This window comes from Aquamicrobium defluvii (assembly GCF_004363725.1).
Lineage (GTDB): Bacteria > Pseudomonadota > Alphaproteobacteria > Rhizobiales > Rhizobiaceae > Mesorhizobium > Mesorhizobium defluvii.
Window position 1 is genome coordinate 1 of the sequence record NZ_SNZF01000017.1, and the last position, 19,414, is coordinate 19,414.

General features: G+C 61.8%; 18 protein-coding genes and 1 pseudogene. 11 read left to right on the top strand and 8 right to left on the bottom strand.

Going from position 1 to position 19,414, the window contains the following annotated elements; translation table 11 throughout:
* Window positions 1-256: 256 nt before the first annotated feature.
* On the bottom strand, window positions 257-1,480 hold the full coding sequence (gene pepT / locus DES43_RS13520; protein ID WP_133675643.1) for a peptidase T: 1,224 nt from the start codon (window positions 1,478-1,480) through the stop codon (window positions 257-259).
* A 689-nt stretch (window positions 1,481-2,169) separates the two neighbouring features.
* Here pepT and DES43_RS13525 point away from each other — a divergent pair.
* Both DES43_RS13525 and DES43_RS13530 read left to right on the top strand, forming a co-directional pair.
* Window positions 2,170-2,466, top strand: a complete 297-nt coding sequence (locus tag DES43_RS13525; RefSeq protein WP_133675645.1) for a type II toxin-antitoxin system RelE/ParE family toxin — start codon at window positions 2,170-2,172, stop codon at window positions 2,464-2,466.
* A gap of 5 nt (window positions 2,467-2,471) precedes the next feature.
* Window positions 2,472-2,786 (top strand): addiction module antidote protein, encoded by a 315-nt coding sequence (locus DES43_RS13530; protein ID WP_133675647.1) that lies wholly within the window; start codon window positions 2,472-2,474, stop codon window positions 2,784-2,786.
* 112 nt (window positions 2,787-2,898) lie between these two features.
* On the opposite strand, the gene DES43_RS13535 is transcribed toward DES43_RS13530, so the two are convergent.
* Window positions 2,899-3,741, bottom strand: coding sequence for a replication initiator protein A (locus DES43_RS13535; RefSeq protein ID WP_051520688.1), 843 nt, complete (start codon window positions 3,739-3,741; stop codon window positions 2,899-2,901).
* Window positions 3,742-3,744: 3 nt separating this feature from the next.
* The gene (locus DES43_RS13540) at window positions 3,745-3,969 is read right to left on the bottom strand and encodes a helix-turn-helix transcriptional regulator (RefSeq protein WP_035029849.1); all 225 of its coding nucleotides are present in this window, start codon (window positions 3,967-3,969) and stop codon (window positions 3,745-3,747) included.
* Window positions 3,970-4,059: 90 nt separating this feature from the next.
* On the opposite strand from DES43_RS13540, the gene DES43_RS13545 reads away from it, so the two are divergent.
* The gene (locus tag DES43_RS13545; protein WP_133675649.1) at window positions 4,060-5,088 is read left to right on the top strand and encodes a LuxR family transcriptional regulator; all 1,029 of its coding nucleotides are present in this window, start codon (window positions 4,060-4,062) and stop codon (window positions 5,086-5,088) included.
* Here the strand turns inward: DES43_RS13545 and DES43_RS13550 are convergent.
* The 5 genes and pseudogenes from DES43_RS13550 to DES43_RS13570 form a co-directional block, all read right to left on the bottom strand.
* Entirely contained in the window at window positions 5,072-6,283 is a 1,212-nt protein-coding gene (locus DES43_RS13550) for a tyrosine-type recombinase/integrase (protein ID WP_035029846.1), read from the bottom strand. The genes DES43_RS13545 and DES43_RS13550 overlap by 17 nt on opposite strands.
* A gap of 307 nt (window positions 6,284-6,590) precedes the next feature.
* A complete protein-coding gene (guaA, locus tag DES43_RS13555) occupies window positions 6,591-8,153 on the bottom strand; it encodes a glutamine-hydrolyzing GMP synthase (protein ID WP_035029841.1) in 1,563 nt (520 codons plus the stop codon).
* Window positions 8,154-8,230: 77 nt separating this feature from the next.
* Window positions 8,231-8,888, bottom strand: a pseudogene (locus DES43_RS13560) (5'-methylthioadenosine/S-adenosylhomocysteine nucleosidase).
* Between the two features lie 90 nt (window positions 8,889-8,978).
* Complete coding sequence (locus DES43_RS13565) at window positions 8,979-9,437, bottom strand: PaaI family thioesterase (RefSeq protein ID WP_035029838.1); 459 nt, start codon at window positions 9,435-9,437, stop codon at window positions 8,979-8,981.
* 123 nt (window positions 9,438-9,560) lie between these two features.
* Entirely contained in the window at window positions 9,561-10,193 is a 633-nt protein-coding gene (locus DES43_RS13570) for an HAD family hydrolase (RefSeq protein WP_035029835.1), read from the bottom strand.
* Between the two features lie 250 nt (window positions 10,194-10,443).
* Here DES43_RS13570 and DES43_RS13575 point away from each other — a divergent pair, with 250 nt between their 5' ends.
* From DES43_RS13575 to DES43_RS13610, 8 genes are all read left to right on the top strand, one after another.
* Window positions 10,444-11,844 carry an MATE family efflux transporter gene (locus DES43_RS13575; RefSeq protein ID WP_035029819.1) on the top strand — a complete coding sequence of 467 codons (1,401 nt, stop codon included), beginning with the start codon at window positions 10,444-10,446 and terminating at the stop codon, window positions 11,842-11,844.
* 112 nt (window positions 11,845-11,956) lie between these two features.
* Complete coding sequence (gene pncB, locus DES43_RS13580) at window positions 11,957-13,261, top strand: nicotinate phosphoribosyltransferase (RefSeq protein ID WP_035029817.1); 1,305 nt, start codon at window positions 11,957-11,959, stop codon at window positions 13,259-13,261.
* A gap of 9 nt (window positions 13,262-13,270) precedes the next feature.
* Window positions 13,271-14,674: a hypothetical protein gene (locus DES43_RS13585; RefSeq protein ID WP_035029814.1), complete on the top strand. Its 1,404-nt coding sequence runs from the start codon at window positions 13,271-13,273 to the stop codon at window positions 14,672-14,674.
* Between the two features lie 142 nt (window positions 14,675-14,816).
* The gene (locus tag DES43_RS13590) at window positions 14,817-16,121 is read left to right on the top strand and encodes an ABC transporter substrate-binding protein (RefSeq protein WP_035029811.1); all 1,305 of its coding nucleotides are present in this window, start codon (window positions 14,817-14,819) and stop codon (window positions 16,119-16,121) included.
* Between the two features lie 32 nt (window positions 16,122-16,153).
* The gene (locus tag DES43_RS13595) at window positions 16,154-17,035 is read left to right on the top strand and encodes a branched-chain amino acid ABC transporter permease (RefSeq protein ID WP_035029808.1); all 882 of its coding nucleotides are present in this window, start codon (window positions 16,154-16,156) and stop codon (window positions 17,033-17,035) included.
* Window positions 17,032-17,988: a branched-chain amino acid ABC transporter permease gene (locus DES43_RS13600; RefSeq protein WP_035029805.1), complete on the top strand. Its 957-nt coding sequence runs from the start codon at window positions 17,032-17,034 to the stop codon at window positions 17,986-17,988. The genes DES43_RS13595 and DES43_RS13600 overlap by 4 nt, the downstream gene beginning before the upstream one ends.
* On the top strand, window positions 17,985-18,710 hold the full coding sequence (locus DES43_RS13605) for an ABC transporter ATP-binding protein (protein ID WP_133675651.1): 726 nt from the start codon (window positions 17,985-17,987) through the stop codon (window positions 18,708-18,710). Before DES43_RS13600 ends, DES43_RS13605 begins: the two co-directional genes overlap by 4 nt.
* Window positions 18,707-19,414 carry an ABC transporter ATP-binding protein gene (locus DES43_RS13610; RefSeq protein WP_035029789.1) on the top strand — a complete coding sequence of 236 codons (708 nt, stop codon included), beginning with the start codon at window positions 18,707-18,709 and terminating at the stop codon, window positions 19,412-19,414. Before DES43_RS13605 ends, DES43_RS13610 begins: the two co-directional genes overlap by 4 nt.

Below are 19,414 nucleotides of genomic sequence, written 5' to 3' on the forward strand. Positions count from 1 at the left end.
GGGGCCGACCGGAAACCTTCGCGCACAAACAGCACCAGCAATGCTGAAAAATCTACAAAATCAATCGGAAAGCACTACCCGCGCACAGGTCTCATTATTCTCCGTACGTCGCCGCACTCCTATTCCTGAATACAAGCACCGCCCCCCGTCTTGCGGAAGCCACAATGTTCGACGGCAGCCAAGTGCAGTCGGAAGAACCAGTGCGTGTGTAGGAGGGAATTGTCTTCGGGAGTTTGATTCGTGAGGATTTACCAATCTATTTTGCGGCGAGGGCACAAATCATCCGTGCAGTTTGAAACGATTTTTCAAATGCCAGTAAGGGTAGAAATTCAAATCGGGAATGGAAGTTGTATGCCCCTGTGAAAAAGTTTGGTGTCGCTAGACCTCGTGCAGACAATGCAGCTCCGTCAGTACCTCCACGCATTGATATGAACTTCGGTTCAATATTTAACTCCCTCAATGCCGCCAGTAGAATTTCAATCGGCCGCTTGTCGTTGCGGAGGCTATAGCCCACGTTCTGATAGGCGTCGAAAATCTCTACTTCAACATGTCCTGTAGGGTATTGCCGCCGGGAAAGCTCGGCGACGTCGTGTATTCGTTGCTTGCGATTTTCAAAGTTCTCTCCGTCGAAGTCCCGGATCAAAACGGAGAGGCGCGCTTCGTTGTCATTTGACTCCAACTCGTTGAACCAGAAGTATCCGTCTTTTCCGTCAGTGCATTCTGGCGTGTCGCCGCGACTAAACTGGGCAACAAAGTCGAAGGCCATTAGCAAGGGATTGACCAAAACCCCCTTCGCAGACATCGGATGCGCGCTTACCCCGGTGAAAACGATCTCCCCTGATGCTGCATTAAAATTCTCTGTAACGACCTCTCCAAGTTCGCAGCAGTCAATTGTGTAAGCGAAATCACAGCAGAACCGGCTCAAATCCAGTGCTTTCGCACCCCTTAGACCAATCTCCTCGTCGGGTACGAACGCAACACAGATATCACCGTGTGCATCTGATGAATTAAGGTCCGATAGAACCGTCATGATAACGGCGATCGCCGCCTTATTATCAGCACCTAAAACGCTGGTGCCGTCACTGAAGATGATTTCCTGATCGAGCCAAGCTTCAGCCTCGGGATGCTCATTCGCTCGAAACCAGATGTCCTTTTCTTCATTGAGGCAAAGGTCTCTACCAACGTACCGCTTGATTTGTGGCCGAATAACCGGTGAAAGCCCCACATTGGCCGTATCAAGATGAGCAATAAACCCTACCCTCGGTACGCATAGTCTGCGTCCTCTCTTCACTGCCGTGACGATTGCATTCTGATCAACAACGACGTTTTCCAATCCCAAATCGCGCAGCTCGGCCGCCAAGAGCGCCGCCAGCTCATTTTGGCCGGGGGTCGACGGCAAAGTCAGTGCCCGCTCGTCGCTTTGACTTTCGATTGCAACATATCGGAAAAATCTTTCTACCAGTTCGTTACGCACTTTCATGCCTGCCTCGGAATTTGATCATGGATGGTCACCTGGGCAAAAGCCCCGGCGCCTTCGCGAAGCGCAGCCGCCGGGCGGAGAAGTGAGCCGCTTTCAAGCGAGGCGAAGAACTCCGACGCCGTTAGCGATCTCAATATGAGAGCCGAACTTCCGCGAGCTATCGGCGACCCGTCGCAATATTCTCTCCGCGGTTGACCCGGTCGCCAGATGGGGAACAAGTCGACGTTCAATTCGATCGTCGTTCAATCCCTCTTCTCCGGGCTGCCTGCGAAGCCTGACGCCCGTTTCATAGTAGGGGCAGCTCCGTCTATTACACACCACAAAAACAGCCCGTATCGCGCTCTGCTTGAATTTTCCGGTCTTGGCGCTACCTGCCCATTGGCAGCAGTAAAAAAACGCCACCACAGCCCCTACAGTAGCGATTTTGGACGCTTTTGCAGGCCGTTAGAGGCCTTATGCTTGGTTTTGGCCCTTCCCTTCCCTTTTTTGGTGACTGATCGTTCTTTGCCCTTCCTCGGTCTGACCAGGTGCAAATTGGGGTGGTGGGTAATCCACGGGGCTACTCCCGGCTGTACCGGACAAAAGCGTAGGGCGCGTAAAATCTGGCACCAAAGGAGGCTCCCTGCGCAGCCGACTTAGTGTTAGCAACTACAGTTGACACATGCCCAATTAGCAACTACAGTTGACACATGTTCGAGTTAATCAAAACCGACCTATTCGACCGCTGGCTTGTCGGCCTTCGTGACCGACAGGCCCGTGCGAGGATTGAGGCGCGCATTCGGCGCTTAAGCCTTGGCAACCCCGGCGACGTGAAGCCGGTAGGCGAAGGCTTGTCGGAAATGAGGATCGACCACGGCCCCGGCTATCGCGTCTATTTCATGCGGCGCGGCCCCTTGATGGTGCTGCTGCTTTGTGGAGGCGACAAGAGCAGTCAGGAGCGGGACATTGCCCTAGCCAAGACCATTGCAGCGCAGTGGAAGGAGTGACCACGATGGAAGTCAAATTCAGCCGCTACGACACGGCGGACTATCTCAAGACCGAGGACGACATTGCGGCCTATCTCGATGCCGTGATGGAGGATGGCGACCCCGCACTGATCGCGGCGGCGCTCGGAGACGTGGCCCGCGCCCGCAACCTTAGCCAGCTTGCCCGCGACGTGGGAATGAGCCGCCAAGGACTGGACAAGGCCCTTTCAGGCGACGGCAATCCGAGCCTTGCAACCGTGGTGAAAGTCGCCCAAGCGCTTGGCCTGCGGCTCACTTTCAAACCAACCCACTGCGGTCCCGCACCGGCCGCAGGGGCCTAGACCCTCGCCCTTCCCTTTTTGGTGCCCTACGGCCGTAGGCCGACTGGCAAGGCCGGACCGCGCCTCAGGCGCGGGCTGTGCCGCGCAGGATCTGAATATCCTGAATATCCTGCTAACTCCGGGCGGGTGTGCCACGTTTCGGGCGGGTGTGCCACGCTTCCACGATATCGCGGTAAATCCATTTGGGGGCTTCGATCTCAACGATGCTGATGCGCTTAGTCTCCGTGCGGGACACTACACGGTAGCTATTGATCAGCCCTTCGGCCTCGACTTCTCGCATCGTCTTGCCGTCACCAGTCTGACGGTCGCGAACGGTCTTGATGGTGGTGCCTTTGAGGCGGTCTAATGCAGCTTCCAGTTCCTCAACCTGACGGCTTCCGTCGCCCCTCCTCGCGAATTTGAGAATATCGGAAACGTGCGGAGTGAAGGTGCGAGACGGCTTTTCGCCTTTCCCGTCACGCCAGCGGTTCATCGCTTCGGTGAGGTGGGAAATCATCATCAGCACAATGTCATAATCCCACACTGACGCCATGCCGTCCGGGCCTGCTTTGACCTCGACATAACCGTCCGGCAGGTCATAGCGAATAACATTTCCCGCGCGCTTGTCGCGCTTAGACAGGCGAAACGGAGCCACGTCCATGATTGAGCGGTTGTCGCGGCCGCCAACATCAAACAGGCCGGGCACAAAAAAATCGGCTTGATCATCGCCTTTTGGTGCTTTTCGTACCAGAGAAAGAGCTTTATCACTCTCTCGGAGACGCTCCATCTGTTCGTTAACTGTGGATATATTGGAATATTTTATAGTCGCTCGACTATCAAACTCGGCTCGGCCCGTTGTTTCTATAAGGCCGGAAATAGCTTCCTCTCGCGCCACATTGGCACGGCGGACACGCTCAATTCGCTTCATGAGCGCCGAGGCATCAATCTGGCTCAGCCCTTCGGGCTTGATAGCCATAAATTAGGCCCTTGAACCGGGGCGAAATGCTTGAGCACCCGAAGCTCTGCGAGCTTCAATCCAGTCTTCGACCTCAGCCAAAACCCAAGCCACATTTCGGCTTGTCAGCGCAATGCGGCGTGGGAAGTCACCGCGCTGTTCCATGTTGTAAATGGTGCGCTCAGCCAATGGCACCATCGCCAGCAGCTTTTTCTTATTAATTAACGTCTTGGTATTGTTGAATTTCATAGCGGTATACTCAGCGATCTTCGAGTGATTGCCGGATGATGCCGCACGTAATTTCTTGCATCGACCGATTAATTGATTAAAATAGTTGACATGCTAAATCCTGCTATCGCTGTTTGGGATGGTTGCCATCCGACAATCGCTGATGCCGTGAACCAGTTCAAAAAACGCTGGCGGCCGAGTTCATCCGAGAAGCATACAATTCAGCTTTTACGCGAGACGATCGGCCCTGCCGTCTCGCTGTTCTATAAGCCACTATCGACAGAACAAATGGTGTGCATACCCGGAGCATCGGCAGGTTTGGATTTTGGCGATGTCGTTGCATTTGCAGGGTGCAAACCAATCGCAAATACTATGAGAAGACTGCTGCGCGTCTTTCTCGACACCAATAAGTGCAGGTCAGATGACCACGAAACATTCATCGCCACAATCGAAACGCTGATTGGCCTGCTTCGGGACTGTTCAAGAAAGCGCCCCACAACAGCGAAGGTCCGCGATACTCGTCTAAACAACGATCGTGTTAAAGGCTTTTGCCGGTTCTGCGATGCATTGTCGGAGTTCACCGTATTTTCGAACGGTAGCGACGAGATAGAAATATACGGAACCGACGAGACGCATTTAGACGCTACCAAGACATTCAGAATGAGCAGCGCGTATTGCGTAAATCATCGCCCGAAGCTCCAAAACGGCGAATGGAACCCATCGTATCAAAAAGCGAAACGCTCTGCCGTGCAATTTGACAGAGAGGTTAAGAGGCTGACTATCCAATCCGCAAGGTTAGGAGCACCGTCAGCAGCAACAGGAAACGTCTTCGTCGACGAGTATATATTTCACTATGTACGTGCGCATCGGTTTCAGCCCGCCGATGAAGCCGAAATCAGATGCCACGCACGGCTCATTGTCGATAACAAGCTTTCAGACAAGAAAAAGCAGATGATCGTTCTTCAAAAGCGTGGTGAAACTTTGAGCGGAATTGCATTGATAACAAGTATGAACAGCCGCCAGGCTGTCTCAAAAGCACTTTCGTCAATCCCAAATGTATTCCGTGAAATTCCTATGCCTGCTTACGCGCAGGCTGTTTTTCAAACTGATGATATGATGACCGTTATTCACGCGCTTTAAGCGGCTTCAACTGTGTCCATTCATCAATCATATCGGCCCAATCCTGCAACATTTCGGTGCGCTGCTCCCGATATTCGGCCTTGTTGTAAACAGCACGAACGCCGCGCTGCTCGTGAGCAAGGCACTTCTCAATCCAATCCGTGTTGTAACCCGCTTCATGCAGCAACGTGCTGGCGGTACGGCGCAGGTCGTGCGGGCCAAACTTTGCTAGCCGCTTTCCGTCCTTCTGTGCGGCCTTACAGGTCAGCGTAAGCACTTGGTTCAGCGTGGCGCTGCTCATGGGGGCGTCAGTGTCATATCGCGAAGGCAAGACGTAATCGGAGCCACCTGCGAACGTCTTGAGCGCAATGAAAATGTCCAGCGCTTGCCGCGAAAGGAAAACGAGATGCGGATTGCGACGCTTCATCCGTTCCTTCGGGATGGTCCAAAGCGCATCACTGAAACTTATTTCGCTCCAGGTGGCATTGGTCAGTTCGCTTTTGCGCACTATTGTCAGCAGCAGAAGCTTGGCCGCAGCGCGGAACGATGGTCCCGTCGCAACGCGCTCAAGGTACTGGTACATCAACCCTATCTCGTCCGGGGTTAGAGCGCGGTCTCTCGGCTCAAACCTTGCTATGCTGGTCGGTCGAACCAAATCAGCCGGGTTCTCGACCTTCTGGCCGCGCTCGATAGCCCACCGGAACACTTGAGATACAACCTCACGGGCGTGGACTGCTGTCGCCGGTGCGCCGCGTTCTACAATCGCATCGAGATGTTTGCGCAGGTCTTCATGGGTAATTTCTGCGAGCCTCCAGCTCCCGAATTTGGATATGAGATCGCGCTCGAAGACAGAACGGCGCATATCTCGCGTGGATTCGGCCATTTGATAGCCGCGCAGCCATTTCTCGGCCCATTCCGCAAAGCTCTCAGATCCACGCAAACGTGCTTTATCTCGCGCCTTCTCTTTGGCCGGAGATTTCCCGACTGAGATGAGTTTCTTCGCTTCGTTCAGCCGCTCTCTGGCCTCGGCCAGCGTGATACCGCTCGCGCCATAGCGCCCGAAAGTGACCGTCTCCTGCCGTCCGTGGATAGCGTAGTTGTAGCGAAAAGAGATCGAACCCGCAGGAGTTACGGCAACATATAGCCCGTCGCGGTCATTCACTTTGTAGAGCGTAGCCTGCGGTTTCAAGTTGCGCAGCTTGGTATCGGTCAGCACGACGCGGCCTTTCAATGCTCTGAAAATACCATGATTGAAAACAGGCAAATTGGAGCGTTTATTTCCCTTAATATCAGTGGCTTAATCATTTTTAATACCATCATGGCGCGGATTTAGCCGTCATGGTATTGAGCTAATAGCATGGCATCGGCCTGCGAAATACCATTTTTCATGCCATGAAAAATTTCTTCTTGGACATGCTAAACGGTGCCAGACAGTGCAGCACCAAAAAACAAAAAAGCCCGCAATTACGCGGGCTTAGCTGCTATTTCATGCCGTTTGGTGCCGGTCTTTACCAGACGCCAAATTATTCCCACTCGATGGTTCCGGGGGGCTTTGAGGTGACGTCGTAGACGACGCGGTTGATGCCGCGCACCTCGTTGATGATGCGGGTGGCGGCGTTGCCGAGGAAGTTCATGTCGTAGTGGTAGAAATCGGCGGTCATGCCATCGACCGAGGTCACGGCGCGCAGCGCGCAGACATATTCGTAAGTGCGCCCGTCGCCCATCACGCCCACCGTCTGAACCGGCAGCAGCACGGCGAAGGCCTGCCAGATGGCATCGTAGAGACCGGCCTTGCGGATCTCGTCCAGATAGATGGCGTCGGCCTCGCGCAGGATCTCCAGCTTTTCACGGGTCACACCGCCGGGGCAGCGGATGGCGAGGCCGGGACCGGGGAAGGGATGGCGGCCGATGAAGCTTTCCGGCAGGCCGAGTTCCTTGCCGAGCACGCGCACCTCGTCCTTGAACAGCTCGCGCAGCGGCTCGACCAGTTGCATGTTCATGCGCTCCGGCAGGCCGCCGACGTTGTGGTGCGACTTGATGGTGACCGAAGGCCCGCCGGTGAAGGACACGCTTTCGATGACGTCCGGGTAAAGCGTGCCCTGGGCGAGGAAATCGGCGCCGCCGAGTTTCTTCGCCTCTTCCTCGAACACCTCGATGAACAGGCGGCCGATGGTCTTGCGCTTGGTCTCGGGGTCGGTCTCGCCCTCCAGCGCCGAGATGAAACGGTCGGAGGCATCGACCAGAATGAGCGGCAGGTTGTAGTGCTGGCGGAACATGGCCACCACGTCGGCGGCCTCGTTCTTGCGCATCAGGCCATGGTCGACCAGGATGCAGGTGAGCTGGTCGCCCACCGCCTCATGGACCAGCAGCGCGGCCACGGAGGAATCGACGCCGCCCGAAAGCGCGCAGATCACCTTCTTGTCGCCGACCTGCTTGCGGATCGCCTCGACCGCCTGCTGGCGATAGGCGGACATGGTCCATTCACCCTGCAACCCGACGATGTTGCGCACGAAATTGGAAAGCAGGCGCGCGCCGTCCGGCGTGTGCACCACTTCAGGGTGGAACTGCACGGCATAGAAATGGCGCTTCTCGTCGGCAATGGCCGCGAAGGGCGCGCCGCGCGAGGTGCCGACGACCCTGAAGCCCGCAGGCAGGCCGGTAACGCGGTCGCCATGACTCATCCACACCTGATGGCGGGTGCCTTTCGCCCACACGCCGTCGAACAGCGCGCAGTCGGCTTCGATCTCGAGGAAGGCGCGGCCGAACTCGCGCTCATGGCCAGCCTCGACCTGACCGCCAAGCTGGGCGCACATGGTCTGCTCGCCATAGCAGATGCCAAGGACCGGGATGCCGGCCTCGAACACGCCCTGCGGGGCGCGGGGACTGCCGATGTCGACGGCCGAATGCGGGCTGCCGGACAGGATGACGCCCCTGGGCCGGATGCGTTCGAAAGCTTCGCCCGCGGACTGGAAGGGCACGATCTCGCAATAGGCGCCGGCCTCGCGCACGCGCCTTGCGATAAGCTGCGTGACCTGGCTGCCGAAATCGATGATGAGGATGGTGTCGGAGTGATGGTTCGTCGTCATGTCGGGCCTTTAAAGAAGAACGTCCGCCGGCGCAATGGGTTTGTATTGCGTGGGATCCGATGCCGCAACCGGGGTCTCTATGTCATCGGGATGCGGCCATCCTTCAATGCCCGCTCCAGCATCCCGACAGCATGGCCGAGCTTTTCATCGACGATGCGGAGTTGAAGCCGTCCAGTCGTCGACATGCTTCAGCTCCGCCGCCCCGTCGGAAATGCCGCGCAGGGCCACCAGCGGCACCCCGAACAGATGGCAGGCACGCAGGCATGCGAACGTCTCCATGTCGACCATGTCCTCGGCGATCGCCTCATAGGCCGCGCCCGAAACCACGCAAGCGCCGGTCGAGAGCGTCGCCTCCTGCACACCCGATATGCGCAAGGGCAGGGGCAACGTTGCCGGCAGGTCGAGGAACGGTGTCACGCCTCTGGCGAAGCCGGGCGGCGAGGCGTCCATGTCGCGACAGGACACCGAAACGGCCTGATAGACTTCTGTCTGCTCCAGCTTTCGCGACCCGGCGGAGCCCAGCGAAACGACGAGATCTGGCAGCGCATCCGAAGCACCGAGCCGCGCCAGTTCCGCACCGAGCCGCTCGCCGGCCTCGACAGGGCCGACGCCGGTCATGAACGGCGTGAACAGCCTTTTCAGCGCAGGCCCATATTCGGCCTCGGCGGCCATGACGAACAGCACGTGCCGGCCTGCGAGCCCGTTCGTGTGAAATGCCGGTCCGGCGCTCCTCATGTCACAGTTCCCGGCCCGGCCCCCGGTGCCGTGCATATCCAAACGTTCGCAGCCTTTCGTTCTGCCACCGGCACGACGAACCGGCCTTTCTCACCCCTCGATCCCGTCGCGGCCTGACACCGTCATCATGGTGCCGGTCATGGTGGCGATCAGCCGCGCCTCGCCGTCGGCGCCATAGGCGTAAGCCTGACCGTCAGCCACGGTGATGGTGCGGCCGGGCTTGGTTACCGAGCCGCGAAACAGGAAGCGCTCGCCCTTGCCGGGCGCCAGCAGGTTGACCTTGAACTCGATGGTCAGCACGCCGGTGCTTTCCGGCATCAGCGAATAGGCGGCATAGCCGCAGGCCGAATCGAGCGCAGTGGAGATGACGCCTGCATGGAGGAAGCCATGCTGCTGGGCAAGCCTTGCATCATAGGGCATCTCGATCTCGACGATGCCGGGCGTCACCAGCGTCAGTTCCGCGCCGATGGTGGCCATCGCCTGCTGGCGCGCGAAGGATGCACGCACGCGCTCTTCGTAGTCGGGGGGCGGCACGATCTTGGCTCCCATCGCCACTGTCTCCATTGGGCTGGCCGCTTATCGCAAAGCCTTTGGCGGCAGGCAATCGGGCAAAACGCAGCCAAGGATATAAACGTTAGGAACACCCGCATTCCGGTCGCAGCCCGTGCCCGCTCACAGACCGAGCTCGTACCGCAGCTGCTCGGCGGAGTTGACGACGATGGCGCCGGCCGGGCCCTCCATCGGGCGTTCCGGCCAGAAGAGGGTGCGCATGCCGGCGGCGAGCCCGGCCGTGACTCCGGTCCAGCTGTCATCGACGGCCACCGCCTCGGCAGGATCGACACCGGCCAGATAGGCGGCGCGCAGGAAGGGCTCGGCGGCGGGCTTCGGCCTGATCACATCGTTGCGGCTGATGCTGCGCATGCCGGGATGGGACAGGCCCACGGCCCGCAGGTTGGCGTCCACCACCAGCCGGTCGGAGTTCGACACCACCGCCTGATGGACGCCCCGACCCCGCAACTCCCCATATATTTCCAGCGCGCCCGGTCGCGGCACCAGATCGGCCACCAGGGGCATGTAGTGGCCGTATTTGTGGAGGATCCATTCCTCGAAGGGCAGGGAAAGGCCCTGCTCCTCGCGCAGCATTTCATAGAGCGGTCCGGCCGCGATGCCGATGGCCCGTTCCTGCAGGTCGGCCGGCGGCTCGATGCCCAGCTCGCGCAGGGCCGCCTCCAGCGCGGCGTGATGCAGGGGCTCGCTGTCGACCAGCGTGCCGTCCATGTCCCAGAAAACCGCCTTGTGCCGCATGCATGATCTCCTTTCGGCTTTTTGCAGGAACAATTGGACAGATGCGCGCGCCTGACAAGGCCACCCCGGCAGAGGTGCCGCGGCTGGCCGGCATGTCCTTTCGTCTGGATCAATCGACACGACCCGCGAGCCTCTTGCCTTGTCCCGGGGTTGCAGGCAAAAGGCGGCGTGATTCCGGGACATCCCTTCCGGAATCCTCGTGCGGCTTCCGGACATTTCTCCGACGCGCCGCGTTCGGAAAGAACAACCGATGTCTGCCATCGAAGCCGATGCACATGCATCCGGACATCTCTGGCGCGAGGAAATCAGGGCGACGCTGGCGCTCGCCTGGCCGCTGGTGCTGACCAATCTGGCCCAGACGGCGATGACCGCGACCGACGTCATGATCCTCGGCCGGGTGGGGCCGGCCACCCTCGCCGCCGGCGCGCTCGGTGCCAATCTTTATTTCGCGCCGCTCATCTTCGGTCTTGGCCTGATGCTGGCGACGGTGCCGATGATGGCGCGCGAAGTGGGGCGCCGCCGCAATTCGGTGCGCGATCTGCGCCGCACCGTGCGCCAGGGGCTGTGGGTGGCCGTGCTGGTGGCGCTGCCGATCTGGGCGCTCTTGTGGAACGGCGAGCGCATCCTGCTCGCCATGGGGCAGGAGCCGGCGCTGGCGCGCGATGCCGGACACTATCTGCGCACCCTGCAATGGGGGCTGCTGCCATTCTTCCTCTATGTGGTGCTGCGCTCCTTCATCGCCTCGCTGGAGCGGCCGGGCTGGGCCACGGTGGTCGCCTTCATCGGTGTCATCATCAATCTCGCCGGCAATCTGGTGCTGGTGTTCGGTCATCTCGGCTTTCCGGAAATGGGCATCGTCGGCTCGGGCCTCGCCACCAGCATCGCCAATTTCGCCATGTTCCTCGGCATGGTTCTGGTGGTGACGCTGGACCGCCGGTTCAGGCGCTACCGCCTGTTCGGCCGTTTCTGGCGCGCCGACTGGCAGCGTCTTCGCCAGCTCCTGTGGCTCGGCATGCCGATCGCGGCGATGATGGCTTTCGAGACAACCCTGTTCAACGCCGCCGCCTTCATGATGGGCCTGATCGGCGCCTCGTCGCTCGCCGCCTATGCCGTGGTGATCCAGCTCTGCTCGGTCTCCTTCATGATCCCGCTGGGCATCAACCAGGCGGCCACCGTACGCGTCGGCATTGCCTATGGAGCCCATGACCCGCAGGCGATCGCCCGCGCCGGCTGGACCTCCTATGCCATGGGCGTCGGCTTCATGGCGCTGTCGGCGCTGGTGATGATGACGCTGCCGCGCGTGCTGCTCGGCGCCTTCATCGACGTCGACAGCCCGGCAAATGCCGAGGTTGTGGCGCTGGCCACCGGCTTCCTCGCCGTCGCCGCCCTGTTCCAGATCGTCGACGGCGCGCAGGCGGTGGCGGCGGGCATGCTGCGCGGGTTGCAGGACACCACCATTCCGATGATCTATGCCGCATTCGGCTATTGGGGCATCGGCCTGCCTCTGGGCATCGCGCTGGCCTTCCATTTCGGCTTCGATGGCGTGGGCGTGTGGATCGGCCTTTCGGCGGGTCTGGCCGTTGTGGCCGTCCTGCTTCTGGCGCGCTGGCTGCGGCGTCACAGGCTGCCGGCCTTCCGCGCGATGCGATGAGGCGAAATTTCGCGCCGCACGTCCAATGCGTGCAGCGCGCCGCGAAAATAGGTGCTAAGAGACGCGGCGCGGCATCTTTTTCATCCGGAAGCGAAGGCAAAGCTTCAAGCACATGACCAAAACCGATATTGCGCGGCGCGTCTATAACCACACGTGGAAGCTCGATCCGATCATCCGCAGCCTGCTCGATACGGATTTCTACAAGCTGCTGATGCTGCAGATGATCTGGGGCATGTACCCCAGGGTCGACGCCACCTTCACGCTTATCAACCGGACCACCTCGGTGCGCCTCGCCGACGAGATCGACGAAGGAGCGCTGCGCGAGCAGCTCGACCATGCCCGCTCGCTGCGCTTTTCCAAGAAGGAGATGATCTGGCTGGGCGGCAACACCTTCTATGGCCGCAAGCAGATCTTCGAGCCGGAATTCCTCGCATGGCTGGAGGATTTCCAGCTGCCCGACTACCATCTGGAGAAGCGCGACGGCCAGTACGAACTGACCTTCGCCGGCCCGTGGATGTACACCACGCTGTGGGAAATCCCGGTGCTCGCCATCATCAACGAGCTGCGCTCACGCGCGGCGCTGCGCGAATACGGCCCCTTCGCGCTTGATGTGCTCTATGCCCGCGCCAAGGCCAAGATGTGGGCGAAGACAGAGCTTTTGAAGCAGCTTCCGGACATCAACATCTCCGATTTCGGCACCCGCCGCCGCCATTCCTTCCTGTGGCAGCGCTGGTGCGTGGAGGCGCTGAAGGAAGGCATCGGCAAGTCCTTCACCGGCACCTCCAACGTCAAGCTCGCCATGGACACCGACCTCGAGGCCGTGGGCACCAACGCGCACGAGCTGCCGATGGTGCTGGCGGCGCTGGCCGACAGCGAGGCCGAGCTTCGGCAGGCTCCCTACCGGGTGCTGAAGGACTGGCAGCGCTACTATGGCGGCAATCTGCTTATCGTGCTGCCCGACGCCTTCGGCACCGCCGCCTTCCTGCGCGATGCGCCCGACTGGGTGGCCGACTGGACCGGTTTCCGCCCCGACAGTGCGCCCCCCATCGAGGGCGGCGAGCGCATCATTTCGTGGTGGCGCCAGAAGGGCAAGGACCCGCGCCAGAAGATGCTGATCTTCTCCGACGGGCTTGAGGCCGAGACCATCGTCGAGACCTACAGGCATTTCCATGGCCGGGTGCGCATGGCGTTCGGCTGGGGCACCAACCTGACCAACGATTTCGAGGGCTGCGCACCGGTTCCCACCACCCGGCTGAACCCGATCTCGCTCGTCTGCAAGGTGACGGAAGCCAATGGCCGGCACGCCGTGAAGCTCTCCGACAATCCGGCCAAGGCCACCGGCGACGAAGCCGAAATCGCCCGCTACATACGCATTTTCGGCAATGAGGAACGGGTCGAGCAGTTCGTGAAGGTCTGACCCCGCCCGATGCGCGCCCGGAAGGGACATACATTCGCCCTGGCTGTCCTTCTGGCCGCCGCGATGCCCTCGCAGGCGCTCGCCCATGCATCGGATCGCGGCCATGTCCTGTTGTTGCCGACCAGCTATTATTCGCTGGGCGGCGCAGTTGCGGTGGCGGCCTCGTTCCTGGTTCTGGCATTGGTGCCGCCGCGATTCATCGCCGGGATCTGGTCGAGGCGGCTGACGCTGTTCCCGCTCGGCGATGGGGCGCGGACCGCAACGAGCCTGCTTTCCCTTGCCGGCTTTGCCCTGCTTGTCGCCGCCGGCTTCCACGGCAGCCGCGACCCGCTCTCCAATCCGCTTCCCCTGACGATATGGACACTGCTGTGGGTCGGCATGACGCTGGTGCAGGGGCTGTTCGGCAATCTGTGGGGATGGCTCAACCCGTGGTGCGGCGCTTGCAGGCTGCTCGGGCGGCTGGGCGGCGGCCGCAAGATGGTCGTCCTGCCGCGAAAGCTCGGCATGTGGCCGGCGGTCGCACTGCTGTTCGCGTTCACATGGTTCGAGCTGGTCTATCCGGCCCCTGACGATCCCGAAAAGCTGGCACGCGCGGCGGGCCTCTACTGGCTGGCCAGCTTCATTGCCATGCTTGTGTTCGGCCATGAGGAATGGAGCAGGCGCGGCGAGTTTCTCACCGTCTTCTTCCGGCTGATTTCGCGCTTCGCCGTTCTGGGGCAGGACGATGCGGACCGCCTGACCCTGAACTGGCCGGGGGCGCGGCTGCTGGAGACGGAGCCCCTGCCGAGAAGCGGCGTCGCCTTCGTGCTTCTGGCGCTCTCCGGCGTGTCCTTCGACGGTTTGACGCACACCTTCTTCTGGCTCGGCCTCATCGGCGTCAATCCTCTCGATTTTCCGGGCCGCACGGCCGTCATGACGTCGGGCACCATCGGCCTGCTGCTGAGCTTCGTCTTGCTGGGCGCAATCTTCATGCTGGCTGTGCGCCTCGGCGACCGGATCGCGGGTTACAGCCGTGAAGACAAAAGCGCCGGACTGCTGGTCTGGTCGATCGTGCCGATCGCGCTCGCCTATCATCTGGCGCATTATCTCGCTGCGCTGCTGGTCGACAGCCAGTATGCGCTGGTCGCCCTGTCCGATCCCTTCGCTCTCGGCTGGAACCTGTTCGGCACCGCCCATATGCATGTGGAAGCGGCCATCACATCCGGTGCCGGATCGGCCTGGGTGCTCTGGAACATCCAGGCAGGCGGCATCGTCGCCGGCCATGTTCTGGCGGTTCTGGTGGCGCACAGCCTCGCTTTCCGGCTGTATGGCGATACAGGACGCGCAATCGTCAGCCAGCTTCCGCTCACCTTGCTCATGATCGGTTACACCGTGTTCGGCCTGTGGCTGCTTTCGACGCCCTCGGCAGGCTGAATCCCTGTATTCCCCAAGGTAAACCTTGTCTTGCAACAACCGGTCTTTGATGATTTAGCTTGCGCGCCTAAAATTCTCCCGAGCCGTGAGCGACTGAAATTTCCCCGCTCCCAGTCACCACGCCAGAACAGGACGTTCTCCCATGACCGATCGGAAGACCATTTCCGCAGCCGGACCGGCCCCGCTCACCCGCCGCACCGCCCTTAAAGGCATGGCCGCAGCAGGCGGCCTGATGGCTGCGCCGGGCTTCGTGCGCTATGCGCAGGCGCAGAGCTCCGCCCCGATCCGCATCGGCTTCCAGTGCCACCGCACCGGCATCGGCGCCGCCTATGGCCGCTGGTACGAGCGCACCACGGCCGCCGCCGTGAAGCTGATCAACGAGGCCGGCGGCATCAACGGCCGCCCGGTCGAGATCGTCATCGAGGACGACGGCACCGATGCAGGCCGCGGCGCCGAGGTGGTGGCCAAGTTCGCCAACCAGCACAAGACCGACATCGTCTACGGCACGCTGTTCTCGCATGTTGTCATCGGCTCGGCGCCGGCGGCCGGCGAACTGAAGATACCCTACTATGTGGTCAGCGAGGGCTATCATGTCGCCTCCGGCCAGCTCAACCGCTGGTGCCTGCAACCCGGCATCACCGACGTGCGCGCGCAGGTCACCTCCATGGCCCCGTGGATTGCCGCCAATGCCGGCAAGAAGGTCACCATGATCTATCCGGACTACGCCTTCGGCTACGATCACCGCGACTACCTTCCGCCAGCGCTGGAAAAGGCCGGGGCGGAGGTCGTGGCCAAGATCGCCATCCCGCCGACCGAAAGCTCCTTCACCAGATATTTCCCGCAGATCCCGTCCAGCACAGAGGTGCTCTATCACGTCATGGTCGGCCCGGCCGTGCTCACCTTCGTCAAGGAGCTCGGCGAGTTCTACGGCTCCAGCGGGCCGAAGCTGTTCGGTTTCATCGACTCGCTCGAAGCGGTCGACATCAACAGCCCCGGCCTCGAATATCTGGACGGCAGCCATTTCTGGGAAGGCTCGCCCCGCTATGCGCAGGCCGGCGACAGCGACGCCATGAAAGCCTATCGCGCAGCCGTCGGCATCGACGACAATGGTGCCTCGGCCAACGATCCGCGCGACATTTCAACCGCCGGGCATATGTTCGGCTGCTGGGAAACGCTCTACGTCATCAAGCAGGCCATGGAAGCCAGCGGCTATCGCGGGCCGGAAGACCGCGCGAAGCTGGTGGAGGCGACCGAGGCGATCTCCACCATCGCCGAAGGCCCGGAACATCCGCAGGGCGACAAGGTGTTCGACGGCAAGATCCATCAGGTCTTCGGCCACCAGTATATTTCGAAACTGGAAGGCGGACGCCTCAATGTCGTGCACAAGACCTCGATCGAGGACAGCCGCTACGAGCCGGAGGCCGACTACACCGCGCAGCCGTTCTGATGCGCCGGAACCGCGCTGAAGGATAACCCGGCATGGGTTTCGGACCTCACCTGCTGCTGGCGGTTCTGGAAGGGCTGGTCACCTCGGCGGTGCTGGCGCTGACGGCGCTCGGCCTGTCGCTGGTCTTCGGGGTCATGCGCGTCGTCAACGTCGCCCATGGCGAGCTGTTCATGCTGGGGGCGGTGCTGGCCTGGGCCGTGGCGACGGCGGTCGGCGGCAGTCCCGCGCTCGGCTTTGTCGCAGCCCTCGTCGTCGCGCCGCTGATCGTCGGCGCGGTGGCGGCGCTGGCCGAGCGGCTGGTGCTGCGCCGGGTGGATTATGACCCGGAGGCCACCATCGTCGCCACCATCGGCCTGCTCTACATCCTTCAGCAGCTTGCGCTCACCTTCTACGGTGCGGACGCGAGGCCGGTGCCGCCGCCCTTCAACATACGCCTGGCGCTGCCCTGGTTCGGCTATTCGGCCTACAAGCTGTCGATCGTAGCGACATCGGCCGTCCTTCTGCTTCTGTCATGGCTGGTGCTGACGCACACCCGCGCCGGGCTGATCATGCGCGCCACCCAGTACGATCGCGAGACCGCGCAGGCATTCGGCATTCCGGTCGGGCGCGTCTATGCGGCGGTCTTCGCCATCGGGGCGATGCTGGCCGCCATCGCCGCGGTTCTGATCGTGCCGATCAGCCAGGCCCACTACCTGATGGGGCAGGACCCGCTGCTCCTGTCCTTCGCCGTGGTCATCATCGGAGGGCTCGGCTCGCTGCGCGGCACGGTGGTCGCGGCGCTGCTCATCGGCGTCTCGGACGGGGTAATCTCCATGTTCTTCTCTCCGACGCTGGCCAAGCTGATCGCCACGCTGGCGGTGGCCATGGTGCTGGTGTTCCGCCCGCAGGGCCTGTTCGGCAAGGCGGCGAGATGAACGGAACCGCAAGGCTCTGGCTGCTGCACGCGGCGGTGGTCGCGCTGCTTGCGGCGCTGAACTTCCTGCTGCCGGCCTATCATCACGGGCTGATGGCGCGCATCCTCGTGCTCGCCACCTTCGCCATGGGCTACAACCTCACCTTCGGCTATGGCGGGCTCCTGTCGCTCGGCCACGCCATGTTCTTCGCCGCCGGACTCTATGGCGCGGGGCTCGGCATCCATCATCTCGGCCTCGGCGTGCCGGCGGCCTTTCTCGCCGCGCTCGCCTGCGGGGCCGCTCTGGCGTTCCTCGCCGGCGTGCTGGCGCTGCGCACCACCGGCGTCGCCTTCATGATCGTGACGCTGATGTTCTCGCAGGCGTTCCATCTTGCCATCCTTTATTTCTCCGCCTTCACCGGCGGCGATCAGGGACTGGTGCTGAGGCCGCAGCAACGCCGCATCGAAACGATGCTCGGTACGCTCGACCTCACCGATCCGACGACGCGCTATCTGACGGCGCTCGCCCTGTTTTCGGTGGTGCTGTTCGCCATGCTCGCCATCGTCCGTTCCGGTTTCGGGCGCGTGCTGGTCGCCATCCGCGAAAACGAGGAGCGCACCCGCATGCTGGGCTACGACACTTTTGCCAGCCGGCTGGCGGCACTGGTGGCGTCGGGAACGATCTGCGCCGCCGCCGGCGCGGCCTACGGGCTTTTGTTCGGCTATGTCGGCGCCAACTTCGCCTCCGTGCAATATTCCATCCTGCCGCTGTTGTGGGTGCTTCTGGGCGGCGCGGCGACGACGCTCGGCCCCCTGTTCGGCACCGTCTTCATGTATTACGTGGTCGATATCGCCAGCGGCTACACTTCGGCCTACATGCTGGCGGTGGGTGTGATCCTCATCCTGCTGGTGCTATTCTTCCGCAAGGGGCTGCTCGGCACGCTGCGCGAACGCTGGCTGGGGTGGCTGCCGTGAATGCGCTGCTGGAAACACGGGGGCTGTCGCGCGACTTCGGCGGATTGCGTGCCGTCGACCGTGTCGATTTTTCCCTGATGCCGGGCGAGATTCGCGCCATCATCGGCCCCAACGGCGCCGGCAAGACCACTTTCGTCAGCCTCGTCTGCGGCCGCATCGAGCCGTCCGCCGGCACCATCGTGTTCGACGGCGCGGACATCACCGCGCTTCCAGCTCACCGGCGCGTTCGCCTCGGCATTGCCTACACGTTCCAGATCACCAGCGTCTATGCCCAGCTCAGCGTCTTCGACAATGTCGCGCTTGCCGTGCAGCGCACGCTGGCCGACGGACGCTCGCAAGGCCGGCTGCGCGCCGGCGTGATGGAGGCGCTGGAGCGGGTCGGGCTGGCGGATCGCGCCTGGCTGCCGGCCGGCCAGCTCGCCTATGGCCACCAGCGCCTGCTGGAAGTGGCGATGGGCCTTGCGCTGAAGCCGCGGCTGATGGTGCTGGACGAGCCGACGCAGGGGCTCGGCGACAGCGAGATCGAAAACTTCATCGCGCTGGCGCGCGAGATCGCCGCCAGCGCCACCGTGCTGCTGATCGAGCACAATATGGACGTGGTCATGCAACTCGCGCATCGCATCACGGTTCTGGAAGCGGGCAGGGTGCTGGCCGAAGGCTCGCCCGACGTCATCCGCACCGACGAGGCGGTGCAGCGCGCCTATCTGGGGGGCGGCGCATGAGCGAGATTCTGACCGTCTCCGGGCTCGATTGCTTCTATGGCGAGGTGCAGGTGCTGCACGGGCTGGAGCTTGCCCTGCGCAGGGGCGAGGTCCTGTGCCTGACGGGGCGCAATGGCGCCGGCAAGACGACGACGCTCAAGGCAATCATGGGGCTGGTGCGCCCGCGCGCCGGCTCCATCCGCATGGGCGGCGTGGAACTGGCGGACCTGCCGGCGCACGAGGTGCCGAAACAGGGCATCGGCTATGTGCCGCAGGGCCGCCGCCTGTTCGCCGAAATGACGGTGCGGGAAAATCTGGAGATCGGCCTCAACACGCGCAAAAAGGGCGCCGACACGCTTGAAAGCGTGCTGGATCTGTTTCCGCTGCTGCGCGAGCGGCTGAAGCAGCAGTCCGGCACGCTCTCCGGCGGCGAGCAGCAGATGCTGGCCATGGCGCGCGCGCTGTGCCTCGAACCCGAGATCCTGTTGCTGGACGAGCCGACCGAGGGGCTAATGCCGTCGATGATCCAGAAAATCCGCGAGACGGTTCTGGCGCTGCGCAGGCGCGGAGTGTCCACCATACTGGTCGAGCAGCGTGCGGAGGCTGTGCTTGCACTGGCCGACCGCGTGACCTTCGTCGAAAACGGCCACTGCCGGGAAACCGTCGGGATCGCGGAGCTGAAGGCAGACCCCTCGGCCCTCAGGCGCTATGTGGGGATCGGCTGA